The following is a 12,483-nucleotide window of genomic DNA, read 5'->3' as shown; positions in this document are numbered from 1 at the left end:
CCCACAACACCGCACAACACCCGACCAGGCCCCTCCTCGCGGAACTCACCGCTGAACTCACCCCGGCATAACCCCCACCACACAACCACCCCAAGAACGGAAAACCATGAACACCCCCACACAACAACCGGTTTTTTGGGAGAGCTTGTTCTGCTCGACGGTTTCCTACCGACAGCAATGATGCTTCACTAGGAATGGCTGCGCAGAAGGTGAGGGAGCTGAAGCTATACGAATTCGACGCGGATTCTAGCGGTGAAGAGCTCTTCCGAACAACACTCATCAGCACACTTTCTATGGGCGGAAGCTTACCGGTCAGCGAGTTTTACCCGGTCGAGGTCGATCTCCTCACCGGGGTCCGACCAGCCGTCTGAACTACTCCAGATGATGGAGAAGGGCACGGGGTTGCCTGGTTGCGTGAACCACGTGAGGATCGGCCCCTCCGTTCCGAAGACGTACTCGGACGGGAGCTCATCGATGTTCGGGGGAGCTCCGATGTCCATTCTCGTTTCCGCTATGACCCGCGCCCCGCCCTCGTTCAGTGCGGCCGCGAAGCGCTGCAGCACGGTCGTCTCCCCCCATTCCTCGACACGGGCACCGCCGGCTTCCGTCGCGTAGGTGAAGTCCAACGCCGGAACGACGACCCGGTCGAACATCTTCCCCTCACCCCGGGAGCACCCGGACACCAGGTGATCGACACGATGCAGCAGACCGAAGGCGTCGATGTTCTCCGCTTCAGCTGGACATTCCGCGAACCAGACGTTCACCGGGCAACCCGAGGGCAGCCGCATGGGCACGCTGACCACCGGGGTCCCGTCCACCTCCACGACGCGGTGCCCGCCGATGGCCACGCCGTAACGCTCCGCATCCCGGTAGTCGGTGAAATCCCAGGGTCCAGCGGGTTCAGGCAGATCCCACGTCAGTCTCCCCGTGTCGATGGTCGCGGTCACCGACACCGGAAAGCCGTCCGGAGGGCTGAAGGTGATCACCGCGAGCGCCTCGAGATCAGCGGGAATCCCTCGGCCCAGTTCCACCGGAAGGTGGACGTGCAGACCTTTTTCAGAGAGTCCCCGGGCGGCGGTACAAAGGGTCACCGGGTCGAATGCGGCCACTCCCCCGATGACCGGGATCAGGAATGAAGGGGTCGGAAGATCGTGCACAACACTCACGGTTGCTCCTCAGTGTGTCGTCGGGCCCCCGGTCACGGTGTTCGCGTCATTCTCCCACGAACCTACGCCTGCTTTCAGGCGTCCTCCCCCGTCACGTTCACGGGGCGGGGACCTATCTCCGCAACCGCCAACTGAGGATCCGCGCCTCCGACTCCGGGTCCTCCCGCACCGCGGTCTCCCGGTCGAAGGTGACCTCGAGCCAGGTGTCGGCGAGTTGTTCCACCAGCCCCCCACCCCATTCGGCGACGATGACGGCGTCGTCGAGTTCGGTGTCCAGGTCGAGGGAGTCGAGAGCCCCAAGGGCGTCGACCTCGGCGTCGGGGTCCTCCCCGAACAACCGGTAGGCGTCGACGTGGATGAGGTCGGGACCTCCAGTGAGTGAGCGGTGCACGCGGGCGATGACGAACGTCGGGGACGTGACCCGGCCCTTCACCTTCATCCCCTCCGCCAGGCCCTGGGTGAAGGTCGTCTTGCCCGCGCCGAGAGGACCGTCGAGAATCACCACGTCCCCCGCTTCGAGTGCTGCGCCGAGCTCCGCCGCGAACGCGCGGGTGTCGGCGGCGGTCTCCAGCCGCGTGGTTCCGGAGGTCGGGAACGTGGACTTCATCGGTGCTCTCCCACTGCGTGTTGCCTGATGGACACGGTCACCGCCCCACGTACTCGCGGACCACGCGCCCGTGCGGTCGGCAGATGATCTCGTAGGGGATGGTCTCCAGGGCGTCGGCGACCTCGTAGGTCGTCATCTCGCCCGAGGTACCGGGACCGAAGATCAACGCCTCATCACCCGGGTTCACCCCACACGGATTCGACCCGAGATCGATGACGATCTGATCCATGCACACGACACCGACCTGCTGGTAGCGGTGGCCGTCGATGGTGACCCCGATCTTCCCGGCGAGCGCACGGGCCAGGCCGTCGGCGTAGCCCATGGACACGACGGCGAGCGTGCCCTCGTGCCCGGCGCGCCAGGTGTGCCCGTAGGAGACGCCCTCGCCTGCGGCGACGGGTTTGACGACGGTGACGGTCGCGGCGAGTGTCATCGCGGGCCGGAGATCACTGTCCCCGCCGGCGACGGGGTCGAGTCCGTAGAGGGCGAGACCGGGCCGGACCATATCGAATCCGAGGTCACCTCCGGTGAGGACGGCGGGTGAGTTCGACAGGTGGTTGATGGTCGGGTTGAGCCCGGCGTCCCTCGCCGCGCGGATGGCGTCGCGGAGTCTGGCGGCCTGGGCGTCGTTCTCCGGGTTGGCGGGTTCATCGGCGCACGCCAGGTGGGAGAACACCCCGGTGACCTCAACGGCGTCGGAGGCGTCGGCCAGCATGCCGAACACCGCGCCCCAGTCGCCGGCGGGCACCCCGGAGCGGTGGAGTCCGGTGTCGGCTTTGACGGTGACCCGCGCGGTGGTCCCGAGGGATCTCGCGGCGTCGATGACGGCGTGCGCGTGTTCCGGGGAACTCACCCCGAGGTCGATGTTGTCGCGGATCGCGGCGGCGATGTCCTGCCCGGGTGTCCATATCCAGGACAGCACCGGGGCGGTGATCCCGCCGACCCGTAGTGCGTGGGCCTCCGCGAGTGTCGCGACGCCGAACTGGTCGGCGCCGTTGTCTGCCATGACCGCGGCGACGCGCGGGGCACCGTGGTTGTAGCCGTCCGCCTTGACGACGGCCATCAGCTGCGAGTCACCGGCACGTCGCTTGATCAGCCGGGTGTTGTGCGCGATGGCGGCCAGATCGATGCGTGCGGTGAGCAGTTCCATGGTGGTCCATTGTGCCACGCGGGCGAACCTGGTTTCCGTTGGTGTCTCCCCGTTCGTCGACGCCCGTCCGTCCCCACCGTCGCCTGTCACCGGTCGGGGTTCACGGCCTCACGGACGACGCCCCGGACGGCCTCGGCGATGTCACCGGATGGGACCGGGCCGCCGCAGGCCAGGGCCGCCTCGGCGTGTATCTTCGCCGCGAGCGCCACCATGCCGGGGTCGGCGCGGTGGGCGATGGCGGCACCGGTGATCCCGGTGAGCACGTCCCCGGAGCCGGGCGTGGCGGCCCAGGAGCAGCCGGCGTCGACGAGGAGACACTCGTCGACGCCGGCGATGACGGTGACCCTTCCCTTGAGCAGGACGCAGCAGTTCAGTTTCTCCGCCAAAGCTCGGGTGGAGGAGCTCCGGTCGGGTCCCGGGGCGGTGCCGGCGAGGCTCCCGAACTCGCGGTCGTGCGGGGTGAGAACGGTGAATGCGCCCCGATGGCCGCGGGCGGTGACGGCGTCGGCGAGGTCCGTGCGGGAGGAGACGAGGGTGAGCGCGTCGGCGTCGAGAAGCACCGGCATGTCGGTGGCGAGGAGATCCGCGAGGATACCGGCCTCGTCGTCCCCGGTCCCGGTTCCGGGACCGACGGCCCACGCCTGGACCTGACCCGCCTCGCCGGTCGTGGCGGTACCGATGACCTCGGGGTGGGCGGTGGTCACCGCGCCGTGGCAGCTCCCGGCGAAGCGGACCATCGGGGAGGTGGCGCGCAGGGCTCCGGCGGTGGCGAGGACCGCCGCCCCGGGATACCTACCGGATCCCGCGTGGATGCCCACCACTCCCCCGGTGTACTTGTCCGAGGTACGACCGGGCCTCGGCCACGCCGCGAGGTCCCCACGTTCGACGAGTCGGGCGTACGGGGTGTGGTTCTCCAGTTCCCGGTCGATCCCGAGGCCGTGGCAGGTGACGGTTCCGCAGTGTTCCGCGCCGAACACGTGCACGGGTTTCAGCGCACCGAAGGTGACGGTGTGGGTGGCGGGGAGGTGATCGTCGTGGGCGTGTCCGGTCATCGGATCTACGCCGCTGGGGATGTCGACGGCGACGACGGTCGGACCGGTGTCTGTGTCTCCGGTGTCGCAGCCGCGGATGATCTGGGCCGCGGCCGCACCGTGCCCCCGCAGACCACCGGATGCGCCGATTCCGACGATCCCGTCGATGATGAGGTCGGCATCCCGGACGTCTCCGACAGGTTGTTCCCCGGGTTCACGCCAGCGGGCGCGGGTTCCGAGGAATGCGGACGCCTCCCCGTGCAGCGCCGAGCCGATGGGCCACACCGTGACACCCGCACCGCGACGGGCGAGCTCGGCGGCGGCGAACAGCGCGTCGCCGCCGTTTCCCCCCGAACCGGCGAGGACCAGAACCTTAGCGCCGGCGGAACCCGGGGTCCGACGGCCGCGCAGGATCCGGTCGCAGTCCACCGCCAGAGCGTGCGCGGCGCAGCGCATGAGGTCCCCACCGAGTTTCTCCAGCAGCGGTTGCTCGGCGGCGCGGACGGTGTCCGGGGTGTGGACGGGGATCATGGTTTCATCTCCTGGAAGGTGACGGCGATGAAATCCATGGTAGATGGTGTGGGCACCATCGACAGAGGAGAAAACCGATCAGCCGCCGGCCGGGCTGAGGCGTATCTCTTTTCCGAGCGCTGCGGCCAGGCGGGAGACGGTATAGAGGGTCGGGTTTGCGCGACCGTTCTCGATCCGGCTGATCTCCGCCTGATCCACCCCGCTCACCTCAGCGAGCTCCGTCTGCGTAATTTTCCGTTCCTTCCTGGCACAGGAGAGCTCGCGCGCGAAGGCGAGCTGCATGCTGACCTCCGCCTGAAAAACGCTGGTGGCCGCTTCATTTACTGTGCGGGCATCGTCTGACCAGTCTTTCCTGACGCGTGCCGCGAGATCATGGAAGTTCCTACTCACCGCCACACTCCTCACTATGTGCTATAGCCCATAAAGTATCCTTCATGCATGCACGCGTCAAGCTTCGTTGCGTCCCTCTTTTTCCCACCACTTCTTGAGCTCCCTCCTCGCGGCCTTGATTTCCCTGTTCTGCCGCTTGGGTGAAGGATCACGCTTCTTGTCATACCCTCCGAGCAGGAGCACGATCTTGTCGCCGTGGAACGTGCAGAAAACCCGCAGGAGGACCTGTCGGTCCACGCCGCCGCGGAGGTCTTCGGGGAGGGATATTCCGGCCTCGGAGAGAATCGAGTGCAGGGACCGTCTCACCCGAAACTCGTATAGCCCACCCTTGAGGGGCTTACACCATTCACTCCGACACGTGTCTTTACCCAGGACACCGAGCACGTTGACGAGTGCGGCTTCAAGAACAGCCTGCTCATACTCGGGGAGCTTCACGAAGAAGCGCTCAAACCTTCCCTCGTAGTTGAGGGTCCACCCACCGTTTCCTGAAGAGTCACGCTCATCCGTGGAGAGCAGCATACCCACTACATATGTACGTGGGAGGGCCTGGGGAACCACACTTGGAATCGCGATCCTGCGTACGGGGACGACCGGAACCCCAGGGGTTCTTTACCCCACCTGGCGCATCCGAGCCCGTCGTCGCTTCCGCGTGACGCGCGCCCCGGTGACGGCGAGTGCGCAGGCTGCGGCGACACCGACTCCGGCGACGAACAGGATCGTCTCACTCCCGCCGGAGGTGCCGCCGGTGAACAGAGGCAGGGGGTGTTCGCCCGCCTGTCCACCGATGAACGCCCCCGATGCGATGCCGATGTTGAAGGCACCGGAGTTGAGGCCGGATCCGGCCTCGGCGTTGTCTCCGGCGGCGCGGAGCACCCACGCCTGGGAGACCACGGAGATCGCGCCGCCGAACAGTCCCCAGGCGAGCATGACCAGGCCGGCGGACAGCGGCGAACCGACGAACAGAGCGAACGCGAGTAGTGCGGCGACGACTCCGGTGGGGATGATCACGACGGTGGCGTCGAGGGAACGTTTCATCAGCGGCCCCGCGAGGAAGTTCCCGGTGAGCCCGGCGATACCGAAGACGAACAGTTGGGTGCTGATCCCTGTGACGGGTACCTCGCCGAGGTCCTGCAGGAGCGGTGAGGCGTACGTGTAGGCGGTGAAGTGCGCGGTGACGAGGATGAGCGTGTAGGCCACACCGAACTGCACCCCACGCAGGCGGGCGGTCGCCGCGATGTCACCCAGACTGACCGCCGTGGTGGTCGTGGCCGCGGGGACGAGCAGGATCAGGCCGACCGCCACGAAGAGAGCGGCACCCGCAACAACGAGAAACGCCTCCTCCCAGGAGGTCCGCTCCCCCAGCCAGGTCGCCAGCGGCACTCCGAGGACGATGGCGGCCGCCGCGCCGGAGAAAGCGACCGTGAGGGCCTTCGGGGCGTCCTCCTCCGTCGCGACGCGGACGACCGTCGCACCGAGGAGCGCCCAGAACATGCCGAGCGCCACTCCGACGAGGATGCGGGAGGCCAGGAAGAATCCGGCCGTGGGCGAGAGTGCCGAGAGCACGCCCGAGACCGCGTTCGCGGCCAGCGCACCGGCGAGGATGAACCGCCTGTCGGTACGCCCGACGAGCTTGGGGGCGAAGATCGCGACGACGCCCGCGAGGATTCCGGGGATGGTGACGCCCAGGCCGATCGTGCCGTGGGAGGTGTCGAGGTCATCGGCGACGAGGGTCAGGACACCGATGGGCAGTTCCTCCATCGTGGTCATCACGAAGATCCCCAGGCCCAGCATGACGATGCCCGCCCAGGGGGTGCGGTTGGCCGTGTCGGACAACTGTGTCGATTCCTTTCCTCGGTGTTTCCTCGGTTGAGGTGCAGCGCGCGGACGCGCTCCCGGTCCTCCTCGGTGGGATCGCGCGCGAGTACGCCCCGCGACCACGAGGTGGCGCGGGGCGTGTCGTGACGCCGGTGTTCGGAACCGCGGCGTCGACGGCTGACGAAGGGGGAGACTACTCCACGGTGACGGACTTCGCGAGGTTCCGGGGCTTGTCGATGTCATCGTTGCCGCAGTGGCGGGCGATGTCGGCGGCGAGGAACTGGAGTGGCACGGTCGCGAGCAGCGGCTGCATGATCGACGAGGACTCGGGGATCCGGATCAGCCAGTTCGCGAACGGCTCGACGGAGGTGTCCCCCTCTTCGGCGATGACGATGGTCTTCGCCCCACGGGCGCGGATCTCCTGGATGTTGGACACGATCTTGGAGTGCAGGACCTTCACTCCGTTCGGGCTGGGCACGACGACCACGACGGGCAGGTCCTCCTCGATCAGCGCGATCGGGCCGTGCTTGAGTTCACCGGCGGGGAACCCCTCCGCGTGGATGTACGCCAGCTCCTTGAGCTTCAGAGCACCTTCGAGGGCGATGGGGAAACCGACGCCGCGGCCGAGGAACAGCATCGTGCGGATCGCACCGAGGGTGTCGGCGATCTGTGCGACGTCATCGGCGCAGTCGAGCAGCTTCTCGATCTTCGCGGGGATGGCCTCGAGGTCCTGCCAGATGTCGGCGATCTCGTCGGGGTACTTCGTGCCGCGCGCCTGCGCGAGTGCGAGGCCCACGATGTAGTTCGCGGCGACCTGTGCGAGGAACGCCTTGGTGGAGGCGACACCGATCTCGGGGCCGGCGTGGGTGTAGAGCACGGCGTCGGATTCGCGGGGGATCTGTGCGCCGTTGGTGTTGCAGACGGCGAGGACCTTCGCACCCTGCGCCTTGGCGTGGCGCACGGCCTCGAGAGTGTCCGCGGTCTCCCCGGACTGGGAGACAGCGATGACGAGCGTCCGCTTGTCCAGGATCGGGTCGCGGTAGCGGAACTCGCTGGCGACCTCGATCTCGACGGGGATGCGGACCCAGTGCTCGATGGCGTACTTGGCGAGCAGGCCGGAGTGGTAGGCCGAACCACAGGCGACGACGTACACCTTGTCCAGGTTGCGGAGGTCGTCGTCGGTGAGACCGTCCTCGTCGAGGTGAACCCGGCCGTCGACGAAGTGCCCGGCGAGGGTGTCACGCACGGCGGCGGGCTGCTCGTGGATCTCCTTGATCATGAAGGAGTCGTAGCCGCCCTTCTCCGCGGCGGCGAGGTCCCAGTCGATGGTGAACGGGCGGCCCTCGGCGGGGCTGCCGTCGAAGTTGAGGAGCTCGTAGCCGCCGGCGTTGATCACGACGACGGTGTCCTGGCCGAGTTCCACGGCCTCGCGGGTGAATTCGATGAAGGCGGCGACGTCGGAGCCGAGGAAGGTCTCGCCCTCGCCGACACCGACGATCAGTGGTGTGGAGCGGCGTGCGGCGATGATCTCGCCGGGGTGGTCGGCGTGGGTGAACAGCAGCGTGAACGCGCCCTCGAGGCGGTTGAGCACGGCCAGCGCGCTGGCCCGGAAGTCCCCGGCGGTCTCACCGTCGTTGTAGGCGCGGGCGAGCAGGTGCGCGGCGACCTCGGAGTCGGTGACCGACTTCATCTCGACGCCGTCGCGTTCGAGCTGCTCGCGGAGCGGGGCGAAGTTCTCGATGATCCCGTTGTGGACGATCGCGACCTTCCCGTCGAAGGAGACGTGCGGGTGCGCGTTCTCGTCGGTGGGGCGACCGTGGGTGGCCCACCGGGTGTGGCCGATGGCGGTGTGCCCGACCAGGTGGTCGCGCCCGGTCTCCGCGATCTTGTCCACCAGGTTCGCCAACTGCCCGGCCCGCTTGACCGACTGGATACCGCCGTCATCACCGACGACCGCGATGCCCGAGGAATCGTAACCGCGGTATTCCATCCGTCGCAGCGCTTCCAGGGCGATGTCGAGGCCCTGCTGTTTACCTACATATCCAACGATTCCACACATGTCGACCACATTAGTGGACGACGGCACCCGACAGGTTTCCCACACTCAACGGGGTCCCCGTGTTCCGGGCACGGCGCGGCCCGCCTAGGCGGGGCGGCCACGGGACCGCCGCGGAGCATGCGGCGAGTGTGGTGATGTGCGACCGTGAACTATCCTGGGGGACGTGGCTCAGAAACTGAAGAAGCAAATGTCCAAGCTGTCCCGGCGTGGCCCGCACCGGGTGATGGTCGGTGACCTCGCTGTCGCGGGTCTGCCCGGCAGGCTCTACACCCCCGCAGAGGGCGACGGCGTGCCCGGCGTCGTGTTCGGTCACGACTGGCTGACCGGTGTGGACAAGTACCACCGCACGCTCCGCCATCTCGCGAGCTGGGGCATCGCCGTGGCGGCACCGGCCTCGGAATCCGGTGTTCTCCCGGACCACCGCGGGTTCGTCGCGGACATGGAGACCTGTCTGCAGATTCTCGCGGGTGTGAAACTGGGGGCCGGGAAGGTGACGGTCGCCCCCGGAAAACTCGGAGTGACCGGTCACGGAATGGGAGCGGGCTGCGCGATTCTCGCCGCGGCGGACCGTTCCGTCGTGCGTGCCGTCGGGGCGCTCTACCCCGCCGTGACGAGTCCGTCGTGCGTGGAGGCCGCGAAGGCGGTGTCCGCTCCCGGCCTGGTCGTAGGTTCCGGCCGGCCATTCCTCATCGACGCCGGCAGTCCGGCGAAGGTCGCGGCGAACTGGGGCTGCGACGATGTGGTGTACCGCGTGGTGGACAAGGGGACACAGTTCGGTTTCCCGGAGCGTATCGGAACGAACCTCGCCATCGGTGTGGGTCTGCCGAGATTCTCCGCCCAGGAGTCGGCCCGCGCCCTGTTGACCGGTTTCCTCCTCCACCAGCTGGGTCACGAGAAGGATTACGCCGCATTCTCCGACCCGGAGGCCGACCCGGGCAAGGGGGTGACCGGCTACACCGCCGAGGAGCTGGCGGAGGAAGCCGAGACCCCGGTCTCCTGATCTTCGGCCGGTGATCCGGGAAAGCCGTCGTCCCCTCCCGGTGCAGCACACAGCGTGGGCGCGCCCAACGCCCGACGGGAACAGCCACATCCCGTCGGCCCCCGTTCGGCTCGCTCCCGTCAGGCGAAGGGGATGGCGGCGCTGGTGAATACGAACACCACGAACATCAAGAGATACTTGATCACCTGGAGCACGAGCAGGGCGGCCACGACGATCGTGACCCCACGGAACCAGCTTCTGCGGTCCTCCCGCTTCCGGTTCTCCGCCGGTGGAACACCCCACTGCTTCACGAAGACATCGTCCGCGTGCACCCGGTACAGGGACGCAGCCGTCTCCCGGATCGCCCGCTCGTATCTGCCGGCGTCGACATGTGTTACCTGCGCCCTGGCGTTGAGAACCTGCTCCGCCAGGGGAGGTACGCCGTTCACCTTCGCGGCATCGTGGGTGAGCTTGCCGAGCAGTTCGAGGAGCGATCCCGCCCCTTTGACCGGCATTCTGGGGCCGTCCGGGTAATCCCTGTCGGGGATGCTGACCGTGTATTCGGAGAGCACGCCATCGAAGGTCTCGTCTAGCGGCATCTTCATATTCCTCGTGGTTGGGGTTGATCTGCGCGGCACACGGAGTAGCACACATCCGGAAGCACCGGCGACAGGGCCTGTGCCCGGATCGTAGCAACAGAACCCCGCGCGCCATGGACCTGCCATCCGGTACCCGGGTCACGCCCGTGTTTCAGTCGGGTATCCGGTGCCCGGTTTAACCGAATCGACTGTCACAGCGATCCTCGGTGGCCCCGCTGTGACGTGACCAGGTTCCCACCAACCACAATTACAGGCACCGGGTGTTGTCTCACGGCATCCCGGTCAAGTGTCCGACGGTGTCAGTTCCAGCCCCTGCGCAGCACTCCCCTGGTCGCTGCCCGTGGTCGATGGGTGGTAGCGGAGGGTTTCTCCTCCGGCGGGTCCGGTACGCGGGGCCCTCCATCGCTTCGCGTCCCGGGGAGGGTACCTCCGGCGTGCTGCCTTTCCCGCGCCTTCTTCTCGGCGGCGTCGCGCGCAGATCTGTGCACCCGTTCGAGGGCTTTCTCGAACTCGGTGAGACGCTGGATTGAGCGTTGTTCGAATCCCGCGATGAACCGGTCGAACTCGTCGCTCACCACTGACCCGCCTTCCGCGCGGTTCCGGGGTTGCCTTCCCCGGATGGATAACCACCACTGAGTTTGGGTTCGCGCACGTCCTCCGGTCCAGGATCGGGAGAATCCGGGGCGGTCTGTGGTCGCTCGTGTCCTTGAGCCGGCTTTTCAGTCTCAGCGGGCGGCTCTGCGGCGGGTCCGGCGGGCTCGGGTAACGGGACGGGTGCTGGTTGACCGTCGGCCGCGGCATCGGGCTCCGCGGATTCCGGCAGGTCCACCGGGTCGGGAATCTCGGTACCACAGGAGAGCTGGTCCAGGGCGTCGTGCGCCATGGCGGCGATGAGTCCGACGCCGATCAGCGCAGTTCCGATACCGACCGCCCCGAGGATTCCCGCACACGGAAGGGGATCGGGGGTGCTTTCACCTCGGTTCCCGCCGGATTCGGAAACGTCGCCTGCGGCCGGTCCGGTTGCTCCGGCGACCCCTTCGGGGCAGCTCCGCTGGGGGATCCAGCCGACAGCGGAGTCGAACAGGCCCTCCGCAACCGGGGTCAGGGACGCCGGCACTGTCTCCGCCACCGCGGCCTGGCCCGTCATGAGGTGGTTGAGTCCCTCGCACATCGTTTCGTCACGATCGACGCAGAGCCCCCAGATCTCGTGGGCGCACTCATCGACGAGCGTGGCGGCGGCTCCCACGAGACCGCGGAAACACTCCCAGTCCTCATCGAGGTACGCCTCCTCGATCATGTGGGTCTGCGCCCTGATGGCCGAGAGCGTCGCCCGGGCGGTTACCCCGGCGGCTTCCCCGGACATCCGGCACAGGGTCGCGTTCGCGGACATCGCGCGTGCGGCCTTGGCCAGCACCTGCGCCTGCCGGTCACAGTGCTCCAGACACTCCGCGACGACGGCACCGAGCTGGTCCCCGATCAGCTTTCCGGTTCCCTCGTCCCCGAGTTCGCCGAGCACCTCCGAGAGTCGCTCACCCAGCACGTCCGGCCGGGCGGCTCCACTGGCGGATGCGGCTGTTTCGACGACCTCACCGGGGTTGAAACCACGGATGGTCCCGGTGATCTCGGCCAGTTCCTCCGGTGCCACCTGTGGCCCGGTCCACGTACCACGGGCCGCTGTACACAGCTCCTGAACGACGGTGCGGTAGTCTGCCACCGCTCCATCGAGCAGGCGGACGCCGGCGTCGGCGTCGTCTCTGTCCCCCGGACGCGGCGGAGCGTCCTTCATCGCAGCAGCCTCCCCAGATCCGCGCTGAATGTCTCGTCCTCCGATGTGAACTCAGCGATCTGCGTCAGCGCCGCTGACACGGTGGCCCGAACCGCCTCCAACCGGTGTGCAGTCGACATGTGGAGCTGGGCGAGCTGACCGTCCAGTTCACCGGCGAAGTCGCGGAACCCGGTTCCGAGGCTGTCCCCGACGGGTACCGGTGCCAGGGCGGAGTGACGCTCCTGCTGCTGCTGGACCTCGTCCAGGAGACGTTCCAGGGCCGGCACTACGCCGGTGCCGATCCGGACGGACGCCTCGCCACCCGCTGTCGGGTGGCCGGGGTTGCGACCGTCATCCACGTTTGAACCTCTTCGTCGGTGCCACTGGGTAT

At 67.5% G+C, this 12,483-nt stretch carries 13 protein-coding genes; 1 reads left to right on the top strand and 12 read right to left on the bottom strand.

Annotated features, from left to right (window positions below):
* Window positions 1-305: 305 nt before the first annotated feature.
* The 8 genes from JDV75_RS10095 to glmS all read right to left on the bottom strand — a co-directional run bounded on the left by JDV75_RS10095 (window position 306) and on the right by glmS (window position 8,749).
* Entirely contained in the window at window positions 306-1,166 is an 861-nt protein-coding gene (locus JDV75_RS10095) for a hypothetical protein (protein WP_198739079.1), read from the bottom strand.
* A gap of 112 nt (window positions 1,167-1,278) precedes the next feature.
* Window positions 1,279-1,773 (bottom strand): tRNA (adenosine(37)-N6)-threonylcarbamoyltransferase complex ATPase subunit type 1 TsaE, encoded by a 495-nt coding sequence (gene tsaE, locus JDV75_RS10090; protein WP_198739078.1) that lies wholly within the window; start codon window positions 1,771-1,773, stop codon window positions 1,279-1,281.
* A gap of 37 nt (window positions 1,774-1,810) precedes the next feature.
* Complete coding sequence (gene alr, locus JDV75_RS10085) at window positions 1,811-2,923, bottom strand: alanine racemase (protein ID WP_198739129.1); 1,113 nt, start codon at window positions 2,921-2,923, stop codon at window positions 1,811-1,813.
* 86 nt (window positions 2,924-3,009) lie between these two features.
* Window positions 3,010-4,485 carry a bifunctional ADP-dependent NAD(P)H-hydrate dehydratase/NAD(P)H-hydrate epimerase gene (locus JDV75_RS10080; RefSeq protein WP_198739077.1) on the bottom strand — a complete coding sequence of 492 codons (1,476 nt, stop codon included), beginning with the start codon at window positions 4,483-4,485 and terminating at the stop codon, window positions 3,010-3,012.
* 78 nt (window positions 4,486-4,563) lie between these two features.
* Window positions 4,564-4,875, bottom strand: coding sequence for a helix-turn-helix transcriptional regulator (locus JDV75_RS10075; RefSeq protein WP_248096083.1), 312 nt, complete (start codon window positions 4,873-4,875; stop codon window positions 4,564-4,566).
* A 57-nt stretch (window positions 4,876-4,932) separates the two neighbouring features.
* A complete protein-coding gene (locus JDV75_RS10070; protein WP_198739076.1) occupies window positions 4,933-5,394 on the bottom strand; it encodes a hypothetical protein in 462 nt (153 codons plus the stop codon).
* 90 nt (window positions 5,395-5,484) lie between these two features.
* Window positions 5,485-6,708 carry an MFS transporter gene (locus JDV75_RS10065; protein WP_198739075.1) on the bottom strand — a complete coding sequence of 408 codons (1,224 nt, stop codon included), beginning with the start codon at window positions 6,706-6,708 and terminating at the stop codon, window positions 5,485-5,487.
* Between the two features lie 175 nt (window positions 6,709-6,883).
* The gene (gene glmS / locus JDV75_RS10060) at window positions 6,884-8,749 is read right to left on the bottom strand and encodes a glutamine--fructose-6-phosphate transaminase (isomerizing) (protein ID WP_198739074.1); all 1,866 of its coding nucleotides are present in this window, start codon (window positions 8,747-8,749) and stop codon (window positions 6,884-6,886) included.
* A 163-nt stretch (window positions 8,750-8,912) separates the two neighbouring features.
* Here glmS and JDV75_RS10055 point away from each other — a divergent pair, with 163 nt between their 5' ends.
* Window positions 8,913-9,749 (top strand): dienelactone hydrolase family protein, encoded by an 837-nt coding sequence (locus JDV75_RS10055; protein WP_198739073.1) that lies wholly within the window; start codon window positions 8,913-8,915, stop codon window positions 9,747-9,749.
* Window positions 9,750-9,868: 119 nt separating this feature from the next.
* Here JDV75_RS10055 and JDV75_RS10050 read toward each other — a convergent pair whose 3' ends face one another.
* From JDV75_RS10050 to JDV75_RS10035, 4 genes are all read right to left on the bottom strand, one after another.
* Window positions 9,869-10,327, bottom strand: coding sequence for a hypothetical protein (locus tag JDV75_RS10050; RefSeq protein WP_198739072.1), 459 nt, complete (start codon window positions 10,325-10,327; stop codon window positions 9,869-9,871).
* Between the two features lie 299 nt (window positions 10,328-10,626).
* Window positions 10,627-10,902, bottom strand: coding sequence for a hypothetical protein (locus tag JDV75_RS10045; RefSeq protein ID WP_198739071.1), 276 nt, complete (start codon window positions 10,900-10,902; stop codon window positions 10,627-10,629).
* Window positions 10,899-12,113 carry a hypothetical protein gene (locus JDV75_RS10040; protein WP_198739070.1) on the bottom strand — a complete coding sequence of 405 codons (1,215 nt, stop codon included), beginning with the start codon at window positions 12,111-12,113 and terminating at the stop codon, window positions 10,899-10,901. The genes JDV75_RS10045 and JDV75_RS10040 overlap by 4 nt, the downstream gene beginning before the upstream one ends.
* Window positions 12,110-12,451: a hypothetical protein gene (locus JDV75_RS10035; RefSeq protein ID WP_198739069.1), complete on the bottom strand. Its 342-nt coding sequence runs from the start codon at window positions 12,449-12,451 to the stop codon at window positions 12,110-12,112. Before JDV75_RS10035 ends, JDV75_RS10040 begins: the two co-directional genes overlap by 4 nt.
* Window positions 12,452-12,483 lie beyond the last annotated feature (32 nt).

The organism is Corynebacterium meridianum (genome assembly GCF_016342265.1).
Classification (GTDB): domain Bacteria; phylum Actinomycetota; class Actinomycetes; order Mycobacteriales; family Mycobacteriaceae; genus Corynebacterium; species Corynebacterium meridianum.
The sequence above is the reverse complement of the archived record's forward strand: the minus strand, read 5'-3'. Positions and strand labels throughout refer to the sequence as shown.